Source organism: Photobacterium sp. TLY01 (assembly GCF_021432065.1).
GTDB lineage: Bacteria > Pseudomonadota > Gammaproteobacteria > Enterobacterales > Vibrionaceae > Photobacterium > Photobacterium halotolerans_A.
In genome coordinates this window covers 284,792-297,867 of the sequence record NZ_CP090364.1, presented here as the reverse complement: position 1 = coordinate 297,867, position 13,076 = coordinate 284,792, and the positions used below count along the sequence as shown (strand labels likewise).

Genomic DNA, 13,076 nt, shown 5'->3' with positions numbered 1-13,076 from the left:
TTTTTACTTACGGAATGGGAAGTTAAAAGCAGACAGCAGAGCACGAGCTTCTTCGTCAGAGTTCGCAGTAGTTGTGATTGTGATGTCTAAACCACGTACACGATCCACTTTATCGAAATCGATCTCTGGGAAGATAATCTGCTCACGAACGCCCATGCTATAGTTACCACGACCGTCAAATGATTTCGGGTTTAAGCCACGGAAATCACGGATACGCGGTACAGCAATAGAGATCAGACGTTCGAAAAAGTCCCACATACGTTCGCCACGCAGGGTTACTTTACAGCCGATCGGGTAGCCCTCACGGATCTTAAAGCCAGCAACAGACTTACGAGCTTTGGTAACCAGCGGCTTTTGACCTGTAATTGCGGCCATATCAGCAGCTGCGTTTTCCAACAGCTTCTTGTCGTTCAAGGCTTCACCGACACCCATGTTCAGGGTGATCTTTTCGATCCTTGGGACTTGCATGATGCTCTTGTACTCGAACTTGTCAGAAAGCTCTTTTACAACAGACTCTTTGTAGTAATCATGCAGTTTCGCCATAGTACTACTCCAAAATTACTTGATAGTTTCGCCATTAGACTTGAAGAAACGAACTTTTTTGCCGTCTTCAAATCGGAAGCCTACACGGTCAGCTTTACCAGTTGCCGCGTTAAAGATTGCAACGTTAGAAGCATCAAGAGCTGCTTCTTGTTCAACGATGCCACCCTGGATACCCATAGCCGGTACAGGCTTTTGGTGTTTTTTAACCAGGTTGATACCTTCAACAACGATTTTACCAGTTGCCAGGACCTTAGATACTTTACCTTTCTTACCTTTATCTTTACCAGTAAGAACGATAACTTCGTCGTTACGACGGATTTTAGCTGCCATTTTCGTCACTCCTTACAGTACTTCTGGCGCTAGTGAAACAATTTTCATGAATTTCGCAGAGCGAAGTTCACGAGTCACTGGGCCAAAGATACGAGTACCGATTGGTTGCTCTGTATTGTTGTTCAGCAATACGCAAGCATTACGGTCGAAGCGAATGACAGAGCCGTCTGGACGACGAACGCCTTTACGGGTGCGCACAACCACCGCTTTCAGTACATCACCTTTTTTCACTTTACCGCGAGGAATTGCTTCCTTAACAGTAACTTTGATGATGTCACCGATATGTGCATAGCGACGGTGAGAACCACCCAGAACCTTAATACACATTACGCTACGAGCGCCGGAGTTATCGGCTGCATCTAGCATACTTTGCATTTGGATCATGTTAGTGCTCCGCTTATCAAAAACATCTAGACCCATCTCGGGTCGAATTCGCCTTTATTACAAGGGCGGCGAATAATAACACCATTTTTTGAGAATGGGTAGATAAAAAATAAACGGCCCCGTTTTTTCAGGGGCCGCTCAGTTATGTCGTTGCTAAAACTCGCTTAAACGCGCGCTTTCTCAACAACGCGTACCAAAGTCCAAGATTTTTTCTTAGACAGTGGACGACACTCACTGATCTCAACTGTGTCGCCAATGCCACACTCGTTGTTCTCATCGTGAGCGTGCAGTTTAGTCGTACGCTTGATGAACTTACCATAGATTGGGTGCTTCACGAAACGTTCGATAGCAACCACGATAGACTTGTCCATCTTGTCGCTAACAACACGACCCTGCTGAGTACGAATTTTCTCGCTCATTATGCGCCAGCCTTCTCATTCAGAACGGTTTTAACACGTGCGATATCGCGACGTACTGCTTTCAGAGTGTGAGTCTGTTGCAGTTGACCAGTCGCAGCCTGCATACGCAGGTTGAACTGCTCACGCAGCAGGTTCACAAGTTCAGCATTCAGTTCTTCAACGCTTTTTGCGCGCAGATCTTGTGCGTTCATCACATCACCGCCTTAGTTACGAAAGTGGTTTTTACAGGAAGCTTACGCGCGGCCAGTTTAAAGGCTTCGCGAGCAAGATCTTCTGAAACACCATTCATTTCATAAAGAACTTTACCTGGTTGGATTTGGGCTACCCAGTACTCAACGTTACCTTTACCCTTACCCTGACGAACTTCCAACGGCTTGCTTGTAATCGGCTTGTCCGGGAAGATACGAATCCAGATTTGGCCCTGACGTTTGATATGACGAGTCATAGCACGACGAGCAGCCTCGATCTGACGAGCAGTGATACGGCCACGGCCAACTGCTTTCAGACCGAAAGTACCGAAGCTTACATCAGTACCGTTCGCCAGACCGCGGTTACGACCCTTATGAGTCTTGCGGAATTTAGTGCGTTTAGGTTGCAGCATCAATAAACTCCTTATTTACGGCCTTTGCGTTGCTTCTTCGGCTTGTTATCAGCCTTAGGCTCTTCAACTGGCATACCACCCAGAACTTCACCTTTGAAGATCCAAGTTTTGATACCAATTACACCGTATTGGGTGTGAGCAGAAGAAGTCGCATAATCAATGTCAGCACGCAGAGTGTGCAGAGGCACACGGCCTTCACGGTACCACTCAGTACGTGCGATTTCAGCGCCGCCCAGACGGCCGCTTACTTCAACTTTGATGCCTTTAGCGCCCAGACGCATAGCATTTTGTACCGCACGCTTCATCGCGCGACGGAACATAACACGACGCTCCAGCTGAGAAGCGATGCTGTCACCAACAAGCTGTGCATCCAGCTCTGGCTTACGAACTTCAGCGATGTTGATCTGAGCTGGCACACCAGCGATCTTAGCAACGCGAGCGCGCAGTTTCTCTACGTCTTCGCCTTTCTTACCGATAACAACGCCTGGACGAGCAGTGTGAATAGTTACACGAATGCTCTTAGCAGGACGCTCGATAACGATACGAGACAGAGACGCTTTTGCTAATTCCTTGGTCAGGAATTGACGTACCTTGAAGTCGCCGTCTAGGTTGTCAGCGAATTCGTTGCTGTTAGCATACCAAGTGGTATTCCAAGGCTTCACGATGCCAAGACGAATACCATTAGGATGTACTTTTTGACCCATTGCTTTGTCTCCTACTCTCTTAGCGATCCGCTACAACAACAGTGATGTGGCTAGAACGCTTCAAGATGCGATCGGCACGGCCTTTAGCACGAGGCATAATACGCTTCATGGTTGGACCTTCATCAACGAAGATTTTCGCAACATTCAAATCATCGATGTCTGCGCCTTCGTTGTGCTCAGCATTAGCGATAGCGGATTCCAGAACCTTCTTAACCAGATCAGCAGCTTTTTTGTTGCTGAAAGTCAGAATTTCCAGAGCTTGTGCAACCGTTTTACCGCGCACTTGATCCGCAACCAAACGAGCTTTCTGCGGTGAGATGCGAGCAAAGCGATGTTTAGCGATAGCTTCCATTACCTATACTCCTCTTAGCGCTTCTTAGCTTTCTTATCTGCAGCGTGGCCGCGATAAGTACGTGTTGGTGCAAATTCGCCCAGCTTATGACCGATCATTTCTTCAGAAACGAAAACAGGTACGTGCTGACGACCATTATGGACAGCGATGGTCAAACCGATCATCTGAGGGATGATCATTGAGCGACGGGACCAAGTCTTAACAGGCTTCTTGTCACCGCTTTCCACCGCTTTCTCTACCTTCTTCAGCAAGTGCAGGTCAATAAAAGGACCTTTCTTGAGAGAACGTGGCATGGCTTATCCTCTGATATAAATTACTTATTACGACGACGTACGATGTACTTGTCGGTACGTTTGTTCTTACGAGTTTTGTAACCCTTAGTCGGTACGCCCCATGGTGTCACTGGGTGACGACCACCAGAAGTACGACCTTCACCACCACCGTGTGGGTGGTCGATTGGGTTCATTACAACACCACGTACGGTTGGACGAACACCACGCCAACGTGAAGCACCGGCTTTACCCAGTTCACGCAGCATATGCTCACCGTTACCAACCTCACCCAGAGTCGCACGACCTTCGGCAAGAACTTTACGCATTTCGCCAGAACGCAGACGAATAGTTACGTATGCGCCAGCACGAGCTACGATTTGTGCGTAAGTACCAGCTGAACGAGCCAGCTGTGCACCTTTACCAGGCTTCAGTTCAACACAGTGTACAGTTGAACCGACTGGGATGTTGCGCATTGGCAGGGTGTTACCTACTTTGATCGCAGCATCTGAACCAGACTGGATAGTATCACCAGCTTGGATGCCTTTTGGTGCAATGATGTAACGACGCTCACCGTCTGCGTACAGAACCAGAGCGATGTTTGCGCTACGGTTTGGATCGTATTCCAGACGCTCAACTTTCGCTGGGATACCATCTTTATTACGCTTAAAGTCAATCAGACGGTAATGTTGTTTGTTACCACCACCGATGTGACGAACAGTAATACGACCGTTATTGTTACGACCACCAGTCTTAGAGTTTTTCTCTAGAAGTGGTGCATACGGCTTACCCTTATGCAGGTCAGAGTTAACCACTTTAACAACGTGGCGACGACCTGGGGAAGTCGGCTTACATTTTACAATAGCCATTCTTCTTTGCTCCTAGCCTTACTCTGCACTACCAGCGAAGTCGATGTCTTGACCTTCTTTCAGGATCACGTACGCTTTCTTCCAGTCACTACGACGGCCTTGGCGCATACCTTGACGCTTAGTTTTACCTTTAGCAATCAGAGTATTTACAGACTTAACTTCAACCTCGAACAGTTTTTCAACTGCCGCTTTGATCTCACGCTTCGTTGCGGTCATCGCTACTTTGAAAACGATAGTGTTACCGTTTTCTGCAGCCATGGTCGCTTTTTCAGAGATGTGCGGAGCACGCAGAACTTTTAGGATACGCTCTTCGGTGATCATGCCAGCATCTCCTCAACTTGCTTAACTGCCGCAGCAGTCATCACTACTTTGTCGAATGCGATCAAGCTAACTGGGTCGATTGCAGCGGCATCGCGAACGTCAACCTTGTACAGGTTGCGTGCTGCCAGGAACAGATTCTCATCCAGTTCACCGGTCACGATCAGAACATCGTTCAGTTCCAGTTCTTTCAGCTTTGCAGCCAGCTCTTTCGTTTTCGGTGCTTCTACTGAGAAGTTATCAACAACGATCAGACGCTCTTGACGAACCAGCTCAGACAGGATGCACTTCATCGCACCGCGGTACATTTTCTTGTTAACTTTCTGGCTGTGGTCCTGTGGACGAGCTGCGAAAGTTACACCACCTGTACGCCACAGTGGGCTACGGATTGTACCCGCACGGGCACGACCAGTACCCTTTTGACGCCATGGCTTAGCACCGCCACCAGATACGTCAGAACGGGTCTTTTGTGCACGAGTACCTTGACGGGCACCTGCTGCATACGCAACAACTACTTGGTGCACCAGCGCTTCGTTAAACTCACGCCCAAAAGTAGTTTCGGAGACAGCTAGCGCATCAGCGCCTTTGACTACCAATTCCATTACTAACTCCTCGACGTTACGCTTTAACAGCTGGTTTTACGATCACGTTGCCGCCAGTTGCGCCTGGTACTGCACCTTTGATCAGAAGCAGGTTGCGCTCAGCGTCAACACGTACGATCTCTAGGTTCTGAGTCGTTACACGCTCAGCACCCATGTGACCAGCCATTTTCTTGCCTTTAAATACGCGACCTGGAGTCTGACATTGACCGATAGAACCAGGGGCACGGTGAGACAAGGAGTTACCGTGGCTCATATCTTGAGTACGGAAGTTCCAACGCTTAACAGCGCCTTGGAAACCTTTACCCTTAGAAGTGCCAGTAACGTCTACTTTCTTAATTTCGTTGAACAGTTCTACGTTCAGCTCAGCGCCTACTGCGAACTCTTCACCATTGTCCAGGCGGAATTCCCACAAACCACGGCCAGCTTCAACACCTGCTTTCGCAAAGTGACCAGCTTCAGCTTTGTTTACGCGGCTTGCTTTCTTAGCACCAGCGGTAACCTGGATAGCGTTATAACCATCAGTGTCTACAGATTTAACCTGAGTAACACGGTTATTTTCTACTTCAACCACAGTAACTGGGATAGAAGCGCCATCTTCGGTAAAGATGCGGGTCATGCCCACTTTACGACCGATTAGACCAATCATTCTCTTATCTCCCCTTAACCTAGGCTGATCTGTACATCAACGCCAGCAGCTAGATCCAGACGCATCAGAGCATCAACAGTCTTATCTGTTGGCTCAACGATGTCGATAAGGCGCTTGTGGGTACGGATTTCGTACTGATCACGGGCGTCCTTATTCACGTGTGGAGAAATAAGAACAGTGAAACGCTCTTTACGAGTAGGCAGTGGGATTGGACCACGAACCTGCGCGCCAGTACGCTTAGCTGTTTCAACGATCTCCGCAGTTGACTGGTCGATCAAACGGTGATCGAAAGCCTTCAGGCGGATACGAATACGTTGGTTCTGCATGAGACAGAGCTCCAATTCAAAAAAATTTACACAAACAATATCGCCACTCAAACTCGTAAGGACGAGAGAATGTCGATTGATTTATGTGAACGTAGCACCCCTTTTGGGCGCATTGTCAGCCAATTGAATGACTGCGAACATAAGTCAGAGTATACATTACCGAATCAGTGGACTGATTCCTTCCTCAACGCTTATTGGTTCACAACCGTCTTCTCGAGACAGTGCCGGGCATTATACCGATCACAAAATGAAAGGCAAGGGATGATGGGAAATTAAGCAGTAAAATGAAAAAAGCCTTCATCTGCTGAGAACAAATGAAGGCTGGTATATCTTGTGAATGGTGCAAAACTAGTCTTCGTCTACAATCTGAGCCTGGTTGTAGTTGTTGATACCCATGCGCTCGATCAAACCGAGTTGGGTTTCCAGCCAGTCGACATGCTCTTCTTCATCTTCCAGAATGTCCTGGAATAGATCCCGGGAGACATAATCCCTTACTTCTTCAGCGTACTGAATTGCGTCACGTAAATCCGGAATGGCATCCATTTCCAGAGAGAGGTCACACTCGAGCATTTCTTTGGTATCTTCGCCAATACGCAGTTTACCCAAGTCCTGGAGATTCGGAATCCCCTCCAGAAACAGGATCCGTTCGATTAGATGATCGGCATGATTCATTTCATCGATCGATTCATGGTATTCCTTATCGGCAAGATGTTTGAGGCCCCAATCCTTGTACATACGGGCATGGAGGAAGTACTGGTTGATTGCCACCAGTTCATTGCCCAGGATTTTATTGAGATGTTGAATGATTTTCGGATCGGCTTTCATTAGCTAACACTCCTCTCTCGGTCCTTTTAAGCTTAGAACCGATCTGAAGAGTGTCAAAAAAGAGACGTTGTTCAACCCAAGATTAGCTCGCTTTTTTGAGCCTAACCTCAGTGATGTCAATCACTGGAATCTCCTGAGCAGTATCGCGCTCCAGAACCACATGTTGAATGATACCCTTTGCCTGGCGAATACACTTACCACATTGAGAACCGAGAGGGGTGATCGCTTTGATCCCACGGATATCTGACACCCCTTCCTCTTCTATCAATTTCACAATCTTTTTGTCAGAAATTCCGTGACACAGACAAACGTACATAACAACTCTCTACAACTCATCTGACTCAAATATAAACAAGAACCGTTAGCATTACCACTTTTGTTCCGTCACTTTGCTAGATGAATTAGTTATCAATCATGGAGAAAATTGCGCCTGGAGAATATGTAGAAAAGAGAGGCAGTTAGCTTGGAGGTTTTCCCAAAAAAAGAAAACACTGAGCGGAGAAGGTCTGCTATTAGGTTCAGAATATACAAAAAGGGAGCCGAAGCTCCCTTTTTCGTGTTGATTCAATCTTTGCTAATTAAGCAACGATCTTAGCAACAACACCAGCACCAACGGTACGGCCACCTTCACGGATTGCGAAGCGCAGACCTTCGTCCATTGCGATAGGTGCGATCAGAGTAACAACCATCTTGATGTTGTCACCTGGCATAACCATCTCAACGCCTTCTGGCAGTTCGATAGTACCGGTCACGTCAGTTGTACGGAAGTAGAACTGTGGACGGTAGCCTTTGAAGAACGGAGTATGACGGCCGCCTTCGTCTTTAGACAGAACGTATACTTCAGACTCGAAAGTTGTGTGCGGAGTGATTGAACCAGGCTTAGCCAGTACTTGACCACGCTCAACTTCGTCACGCTTAGTACCACGCAGCAGAACACCAACGTTCTCACCAGCACGGCCTTCGTCCAGAAGCTTACGGAACATCTCAACACCAGTACAAGTAGTAGTGATGGTGTCTTTGATACCAACGATAGCAACTTCGTCACCTACGCGAACGATACCTTGCTCAACACGACCAGTAACTACAGTACCACGGCCTTGGATTGAGAATACGTCTTCGATTGGCAGGATGAACGGCTTGTCGATCGCACGCTCTGGCTCTGGGATGTAAGTATCCAGCGCTTCAGCCAGCTCAACAATTTTCTCTTCCCACTGAGCTTCGCCATTCAGCGCGCCCAGAGCAGAACCCATGATTACTGGGCAGTCGTCGCCTGGGAAGTCGTACTCAGACAGAAGTTCACGAACTTCCATCTCAACCAGCTCCAGCAGCTCTTCGTCATCAACCATGTCACACTTGTTCATGAACACGATGATGTAAGGGATACCAACCTGACGACCCAGCAGGATGTGCTCACGAGTCTGAGGCATAGGGCCATCAGTCGCAGCAACAACCAGGATACCACCGTCCATCTGAGCAGCACCGGTGATCATGTTCTTAACGTAGTCAGCGTGTCCTGGGCAGTCTACGTGTGCGTAGTGGCGAGTCGGAGTATCGTACTCTACGTGAGAAGTAGAGATAGTGATACCACGCTCACGCTCTTCTGGCGCATTATCGATAGATGCGAAGTCACGTGCAGCACCACCGTATACTTTAGCCAAAGTAGTACAGATAGCAGCAGTCAGAGTGGTTTTACCGTGGTCAACGTGGCCGATAGTACCAACGTTAACGTGCGGTTTCGTACGTTCAAATTTTTCTTTAGACACGATCGTGTTCCTTCCTAGTTGTGATTCGCCCCACATATTGGCGGGACGCGTCAGAAGTTGTATTTTATGCGCCAACCGAAGCTGACGCAATATTTCTGCTAATGTTTAGCCGCGTTCAGCGATGATTCCATCGGCGATATTCTTCGGAACTTCAGCATATTCGCTGAACTCCATCGAATAGGAAGCACGGCCTTGGGTAGCAGAACGAAGATCCGTTGCGTAACCAAACATTTCAGAAAGCGGAACATGGGCACGGATAATCTTCAGCCCGGCAGGGCCTTCGTCCATACCGCCAATGATGCCGCGACGACGGTTCAAGTCGCCAACAACGTCACCCATCCAGTCTTCCGGTGTGGTTACTTCAACTTTCATCATAGGTTCAAGAATAACAGGTTGCGCATCAAGTGCCCCCTTCCTGAACGCCATAGAACCGGCGATCTTAAACGCCATTTCGCTCGAGTCAACATCGTGGTATGAACCATCGAACAGCGTCGCTTTGACGTCCAGTACCGGATAACCGGCAAGCACACCATTTTTCATCTGCTCTTCGATACCTTTCGCAACAGCACCGATATATTCTCTCGGTACTGCACCACCGACGACTTCGTCTACAAAGACGAAACCGGCATTCGGCTCTGAAGGTTCAATCTTCAGCCAGACGTGACCGTACTGGCCGCGACCACCAGATTGACGTACGAACTTTCCTTCCACTTCCGTTTTACCACGGATAGTTTCACGGAAAGCAACCTGAGGCTTACCAACGTTACATTCAACGCTGAACTCACGCTTCATACGGTCAACGATGATATCCAGATGAAGCTCACCCATACCCGAAATCAGGGTCTGGCCAGATTCTTCATCGGTTTCTACCCGGAATGATGGATCTTCTGCAGCCAGTTTACCCAGTGCAATACCCATTTTTTCCTGGTCGGCTTTCGACCTTGGTTCAACAGCAATCTGAATCACTGGCTCTGGGAATTCCATCCGCTCCAGAATCACTTTATGATCCGGGTCGCACAGAGTGTCACCTGTCGTGACGTTCTTCAGGCCAATTGCTGCCGCGATGTCGCCAGCTCGAACTTCTTTAATTTCTTCACGCTTATTAGAGTGCATCTGAACGATACGACCAAAGCGTTCACGCTTATCTTTCACCGTGTTGTAGACGCTATCGCCTGAATTCACAACACCGGAATAAACACGCATAAATGTCAGAGTGCCTACGAACGGGTCGGTTGCGATCTTAAACGCCAGTGCCGCGAAGGGTTCTTCGTCGCTTGAGTGGCGGATCACTTCATTGCCTTCCATATCTTCACCACGGATTGCTTTTACTTCCGTTGGCGATGGCAAGAATTCAACAACCGCATCCAGTACAGCCTGAACACCTTTGTTCTTAAATGCAGAGCCACAGGTTGCCAGTACGATTTCATTATTCAGCGTACGTTGGCGCAGACCGGCCTTGATTTCATCTTCAGACAAGGTACCTTCTTCAAGGTATTTATCCATCAGTTCTTCTGATGCCTCAGCCGCTGACTCAACCAGATTCGTGTGCCATTCTTCGGCCAGCTCTTGCATATCTGCCGGGATATCTTCATATGTGAAGCTCATGCCTTGATCGGCTTCATCCCAGTTGATCGCTTTCATTTTAATCAGGTCGATCACACCTTTGAATTCTTCTTCCGCACCAATATTCAGCTGAATAGGCACCGGATTTGCGCCAAGACGAACTTTGATTTGCTCAATCACACGCAGGAAATCAGCGCCTGCACGGTCCATCTTGTTCACGAAGACCATACGCGGTACTTCGTATTTGTCAGCCTGACGCCATACTGTTTCAGACTGAGGTTCAACACCAGATGAGCCACAGAACACAACCACTGCACCATCAAGTACGCGCAGAGAACGCTCTACTTCGATCGTGAAATCAACGTGTCCCGGGGTGTCGATAATATTGATGCGATGCTCAGGAAACTGAGCGTCCATACCACGCCAGAAGGTTGTAGTGGCAGCAGAGGTGATAGTGATCCCACGCTCCTGCTCCTGCTCCATCCAGTCCATGGTAGCTGCACCATCATGTACTTCACCAATTTTATGGGAAAGACCTGTGTAAAACAGGATACGCTCGGTCGTGGTTGTTTTACCGGCGTCTACGTGAGCACAAATACCGATGTTACGGTAACGCTCGATAGGAGTTTTGCGAGCCACGGTTGAATCCTCTTACTAAGGTTATCCTTAGAAAATGGTACGGGCGCAGCAGGACAAGCCTGCTGCGCCCAAGCGGTAATAATGAAATTACCAGCGGTAGTGTGCGAACGCTTTGTTCGCTTCTGCCATACGGTGAACGTCTTCACGTTTCTTAACAGCAGAACCTTTGTTGTCGGCAGCGTCCAGCATTTCAGCAGCCAGGCGAGCAGCCATAGATTTTTCACCACGCTTACGCGCAGCTTCAACCAACCAACGCATAGCCAGAGCATTACGACGCACAGGACGTACTTCTACTGGTACCTGGTAAGTTGAACCACCAACACGGCGAGATTTAACCTCTACCGCTGGGCGAACGTTATCAAGAGCTTTTTCGAAAATTGACAGGTGCTCTTCACCAGAGCGCTCAGCCATTGAATCCAGTGCAGTGTAAACAATTTTCTCTGCAGTAGATTTCTTACCGTCAACCATCAGGATGTTGACGAATTTTGCCAGCAATTCAGATTTGAATTTAGGATCTGGAAGGATCTTACGCTGACCAATTACGCGACGACGTGGCATGGAAATTCTCCGTTGTCTTCTTCAGGTTTTATCCAAAACTTTTCAGTTTTTTCAAAATTACAAATAATTTAGTGTTTGGCCTTACTTAACGGATTCCATTAAGACTTAGGACGCTTCACACCGTACTTAGAACGACCTTGTTTACGATCGTTAACACCCGCACAGTCGAGTGCACCACGAACAGTGTGGTAACGCACACCTGGAAGGTCTTTAACACGACCACCACGGATCAGAACAACACTGTGCTCTTGCAGGTTGTGGCCTTCACCGCCGATGTATGAAGTGACTTCAAAACCATTGGTCAGACGTACACGACATACTTTACGCAGTGCGGAGTTTGGTTTTTTTGGAGTAGTAGTGTATACACGAGTACATACACCACGCTTTTGTGGACACGCTTCTAGCGCAGGCACGTTGCTCTTAACAACTTGCTTTGCACGTGGTTTGCGTACCAGCTGGTTAATAGTTGCCATTAAATAGCTCCTGATTATTTACTTTCGTAAAGGTGAAAAATCTGCCTCCCAACAACAGGAGGACGCGAAATTTTAGGCGTCGGGCTATAAGGTGTCAAGATCTATACAGCGATCACACCAATGATCATTTCTTAACCACCCGCTTTACGGCTGGTTGAATCCTTTCCAGCCGGCCTGATTCAGGCCCATTTCATACAGTTAGGATGGCATACCGTGAGCTCAACAAACCTGTTGTGGTCTATCACTTCAACCTCACTGACCACCCGCCCAGCAAGGCCTCTGGCCAGTAAGTCAGTGTCCAGAGCGTAGACTGCCACCCCTTGTGTTAAGACAGATTCAAGCTGCCCCGGTGCCGTGGCGGCGACAACGCCATCTTGCAGCAATAGAATTTCATCACCGGGTAAAAGCTGAGCCATACACTGCTGCAATGCCCGATTTTGAAAGGGAGAAGAAAAAATCATGTGTAACATAGAAGGTCCCGAACGCTGAACGCCGTACTGATACTGAAAAGTGAGTCGCTGAATAATTAGTAACTGAGAATTTTCTGGCAGCGGTGAAGTCTGGCTGTGAGCTCCTGTGGCGGCAGTAACTCCGCCTCGATCAATAAATCATCCCGTGTAAGCCCGCGCTCAGCCATCGATTCGGCGCACACGAACACCTCTTCAAGATCGTACAGTGACAGCATTTTAAACGCCGCACTGTATTCACGCCCCAGCACCGCTTCCCCTTGCTGGCCTTTGACAAGTTGCCATACCCCATCGCCGAGAAAGAAGAGTTGCAGTTCCTCACTGTAAGCTGACGTTGCCAGTACAGCGTCCAACCCCTCACGACCGCTGTTTTGGCCATGTGGCACAGTTCTGAAAACAAATCCGACAGACATAATACTTCCCGG

General features: G+C 48.3%; 22 protein-coding genes. All 22 read right to left on the bottom strand.

What is annotated here, in order from left to right:
* Positions 1-3 precede the first annotated feature (3 nt).
* On the bottom strand, positions 4-543 hold the full coding sequence (gene rplE / locus LN341_RS01460) for a 50S ribosomal protein L5 (protein ID WP_046222540.1): 540 nt from the start codon (positions 541-543) through the stop codon (positions 4-6).
* Between the two features lie 15 nt (positions 544-558).
* Positions 559-873 (bottom strand): 50S ribosomal protein L24, encoded by a 315-nt coding sequence (gene rplX / locus LN341_RS01455; RefSeq protein WP_027251950.1) that lies wholly within the window; start codon positions 871-873, stop codon positions 559-561.
* A gap of 12 nt (positions 874-885) precedes the next feature.
* Positions 886-1,257, bottom strand: a complete 372-nt coding sequence (rplN, locus tag LN341_RS01450) for a 50S ribosomal protein L14 (protein ID WP_027251949.1) — start codon at positions 1,255-1,257, stop codon at positions 886-888.
* Positions 1,258-1,421: 164 nt separating this feature from the next.
* A complete protein-coding gene (gene rpsQ, locus LN341_RS01445) occupies positions 1,422-1,676 on the bottom strand; it encodes a 30S ribosomal protein S17 (RefSeq protein ID WP_027251948.1) in 255 nt (84 codons plus the stop codon).
* A complete protein-coding gene (gene rpmC, locus LN341_RS01440) occupies positions 1,676-1,867 on the bottom strand; it encodes a 50S ribosomal protein L29 (RefSeq protein ID WP_027251947.1) in 192 nt (63 codons plus the stop codon). The genes rpsQ and rpmC overlap by 1 nt, the downstream gene beginning before the upstream one ends.
* The gene (rplP, locus tag LN341_RS01435; protein WP_046222539.1) at positions 1,867-2,277 is read right to left on the bottom strand and encodes a 50S ribosomal protein L16; all 411 of its coding nucleotides are present in this window, start codon (positions 2,275-2,277) and stop codon (positions 1,867-1,869) included. The genes rpmC and rplP overlap by 1 nt, the downstream gene beginning before the upstream one ends.
* Positions 2,278-2,288: 11 nt before the next feature.
* Positions 2,289-2,981 carry a 30S ribosomal protein S3 gene (gene rpsC, locus LN341_RS01430; RefSeq protein WP_027251945.1) on the bottom strand — a complete coding sequence of 231 codons (693 nt, stop codon included), beginning with the start codon at positions 2,979-2,981 and terminating at the stop codon, positions 2,289-2,291.
* 19 nt (positions 2,982-3,000) lie between these two features.
* Complete coding sequence (gene rplV / locus LN341_RS01425; RefSeq protein ID WP_027251944.1) at positions 3,001-3,333, bottom strand: 50S ribosomal protein L22; 333 nt, start codon at positions 3,331-3,333, stop codon at positions 3,001-3,003.
* A 14-nt stretch (positions 3,334-3,347) separates the two neighbouring features.
* Entirely contained in the window at positions 3,348-3,626 is a 279-nt protein-coding gene (gene rpsS, locus LN341_RS01420) for a 30S ribosomal protein S19 (RefSeq protein ID WP_007469141.1), read from the bottom strand.
* Between the two features lie 20 nt (positions 3,627-3,646).
* Positions 3,647-4,471, bottom strand: coding sequence for a 50S ribosomal protein L2 (gene rplB, locus LN341_RS01415; RefSeq protein WP_027251943.1), 825 nt, complete (start codon positions 4,469-4,471; stop codon positions 3,647-3,649).
* An 18-nt stretch (positions 4,472-4,489) separates the two neighbouring features.
* A complete protein-coding gene (rplW, locus tag LN341_RS01410) occupies positions 4,490-4,792 on the bottom strand; it encodes a 50S ribosomal protein L23 (RefSeq protein ID WP_027251942.1) in 303 nt (100 codons plus the stop codon).
* On the bottom strand, positions 4,789-5,391 hold the full coding sequence (gene rplD / locus LN341_RS01405; RefSeq protein WP_027251941.1) for a 50S ribosomal protein L4: 603 nt from the start codon (positions 5,389-5,391) through the stop codon (positions 4,789-4,791). The genes rplW and rplD overlap by 4 nt, the downstream gene beginning before the upstream one ends.
* A gap of 16 nt (positions 5,392-5,407) precedes the next feature.
* A complete protein-coding gene (rplC, locus tag LN341_RS01400) occupies positions 5,408-6,037 on the bottom strand; it encodes a 50S ribosomal protein L3 (protein ID WP_027251940.1) in 630 nt (209 codons plus the stop codon).
* A gap of 14 nt (positions 6,038-6,051) precedes the next feature.
* Positions 6,052-6,363 carry a 30S ribosomal protein S10 gene (rpsJ, locus tag LN341_RS01395; RefSeq protein WP_005501283.1) on the bottom strand — a complete coding sequence of 104 codons (312 nt, stop codon included), beginning with the start codon at positions 6,361-6,363 and terminating at the stop codon, positions 6,052-6,054.
* A 348-nt stretch (positions 6,364-6,711) separates the two neighbouring features.
* On the bottom strand, positions 6,712-7,188 hold the full coding sequence (gene bfr, locus LN341_RS01390) for a bacterioferritin (RefSeq protein ID WP_046222538.1): 477 nt from the start codon (positions 7,186-7,188) through the stop codon (positions 6,712-6,714).
* An 82-nt stretch (positions 7,189-7,270) separates the two neighbouring features.
* The gene (locus tag LN341_RS01385; protein WP_046222537.1) at positions 7,271-7,504 is read right to left on the bottom strand and encodes a (2Fe-2S)-binding protein; all 234 of its coding nucleotides are present in this window, start codon (positions 7,502-7,504) and stop codon (positions 7,271-7,273) included.
* A 262-nt stretch (positions 7,505-7,766) separates the two neighbouring features.
* The gene (gene tuf, locus LN341_RS01380; RefSeq protein WP_234203898.1) at positions 7,767-8,951 is read right to left on the bottom strand and encodes an elongation factor Tu; all 1,185 of its coding nucleotides are present in this window, start codon (positions 8,949-8,951) and stop codon (positions 7,767-7,769) included.
* A 105-nt stretch (positions 8,952-9,056) separates the two neighbouring features.
* Positions 9,057-11,153 (bottom strand): elongation factor G, encoded by a 2,097-nt coding sequence (fusA, locus tag LN341_RS01375; RefSeq protein WP_046220300.1) that lies wholly within the window; start codon positions 11,151-11,153, stop codon positions 9,057-9,059.
* 87 nt (positions 11,154-11,240) lie between these two features.
* On the bottom strand, positions 11,241-11,711 hold the full coding sequence (gene rpsG, locus LN341_RS01370) for a 30S ribosomal protein S7 (protein WP_027250668.1): 471 nt from the start codon (positions 11,709-11,711) through the stop codon (positions 11,241-11,243).
* Positions 11,712-11,809: 98 nt separating this feature from the next.
* Positions 11,810-12,184, bottom strand: coding sequence for a 30S ribosomal protein S12 (rpsL, locus tag LN341_RS01365; RefSeq protein ID WP_004399892.1), 375 nt, complete (start codon positions 12,182-12,184; stop codon positions 11,810-11,812).
* Positions 12,185-12,363: 179 nt separating this feature from the next.
* A complete protein-coding gene (gene tusB / locus LN341_RS01360) occupies positions 12,364-12,600 on the bottom strand; it encodes a sulfurtransferase complex subunit TusB (RefSeq protein WP_234203897.1) in 237 nt (78 codons plus the stop codon).
* A 110-nt stretch (positions 12,601-12,710) separates the two neighbouring features.
* Positions 12,711-13,067 carry a sulfurtransferase complex subunit TusC gene (tusC, locus tag LN341_RS01355; RefSeq protein WP_162836565.1) on the bottom strand — a complete coding sequence of 119 codons (357 nt, stop codon included), beginning with the start codon at positions 13,065-13,067 and terminating at the stop codon, positions 12,711-12,713.
* Positions 13,068-13,076 lie beyond the last annotated feature (9 nt).

What these genes read in the sequence shown, in the direction of transcription:
- rplW (WP_027251942.1), bottom strand. Translation starts at nt 4,792, where the DNA reads ATGATCACCGAAGAGCGTATCCTAAAAGTTCTGCGTGCTCCGCACATC.
- rplD (WP_027251941.1), bottom strand. Translation starts at nt 5,391, where the DNA reads ATGGAATTGGTAGTCAAAGGCGCTGATGCGCTAGCTGTCTCCGAAACT.
- rpsQ (WP_027251948.1), bottom strand. Translation starts at nt 1,676, where the DNA reads ATGAGCGAGAAAATTCGTACTCAGCAGGGTCGTGTTGTTAGCGACAAG.
- rpmC (WP_027251947.1), bottom strand. Translation starts at nt 1,867, where the DNA reads ATGAACGCACAAGATCTGCGCGCAAAAAGCGTTGAAGAACTGAATGCT.
- rplN (WP_027251949.1), bottom strand. Translation starts at nt 1,257, where the DNA reads ATGATCCAAATGCAAAGTATGCTAGATGCAGCCGATAACTCCGGCGCT.
- rplV (WP_027251944.1), bottom strand. Translation starts at nt 3,333, where the DNA reads ATGGAAGCTATCGCTAAACATCGCTTTGCTCGCATCTCACCGCAGAAA.
- rplC (WP_027251940.1), bottom strand. Translation starts at nt 6,037, where the DNA reads ATGATTGGTCTAATCGGTCGTAAAGTGGGCATGACCCGCATCTTTACC.
- rpsG (WP_027250668.1), bottom strand. Translation starts at nt 11,711, where the DNA reads ATGCCACGTCGTCGCGTAATTGGTCAGCGTAAGATCCTTCCAGATCCT.
- rplE (WP_046222540.1), bottom strand. Translation starts at nt 543, where the DNA reads ATGGCGAAACTGCATGATTACTACAAAGAGTCTGTTGTAAAAGAGCTT.
- rpsS (WP_007469141.1), bottom strand. Translation starts at nt 3,626, where the DNA reads ATGCCACGTTCTCTCAAGAAAGGTCCTTTTATTGACCTGCACTTGCTG.
- rplX (WP_027251950.1), bottom strand. Translation starts at nt 873, where the DNA reads ATGGCAGCTAAAATCCGTCGTAACGACGAAGTTATCGTTCTTACTGGT.
- rplP (WP_046222539.1), bottom strand. Translation starts at nt 2,277, where the DNA reads ATGCTGCAACCTAAACGCACTAAATTCCGCAAGACTCATAAGGGTCGT.
- rpsL (WP_004399892.1), bottom strand. Translation starts at nt 12,184, where the DNA reads ATGGCAACTATTAACCAGCTGGTACGCAAACCACGTGCAAAGCAAGTT.
- rpsC (WP_027251945.1), bottom strand. Translation starts at nt 2,981, where the DNA reads ATGGGTCAAAAAGTACATCCTAATGGTATTCGTCTTGGCATCGTGAAG.
- LN341_RS01385 (WP_046222537.1), bottom strand. Translation starts at nt 7,504, where the DNA reads ATGTACGTTTGTCTGTGTCACGGAATTTCTGACAAAAAGATTGTGAAA.
- rpsJ (WP_005501283.1), bottom strand. Translation starts at nt 6,363, where the DNA reads ATGCAGAACCAACGTATTCGTATCCGCCTGAAGGCTTTCGATCACCGT.
- rplB (WP_027251943.1), bottom strand. Translation starts at nt 4,471, where the DNA reads ATGGCTATTGTAAAATGTAAGCCGACTTCCCCAGGTCGTCGCCACGTT.
- tusB (WP_234203897.1), bottom strand. Translation starts at nt 12,600, where the DNA reads ATGGCTCAGCTTTTACCCGGTGATGAAATTCTATTGCTGCAAGATGGC.
- bfr (WP_046222538.1), bottom strand. Translation starts at nt 7,188, where the DNA reads ATGAAAGCCGATCCGAAAATCATTCAACATCTCAATAAAATCCTGGGC.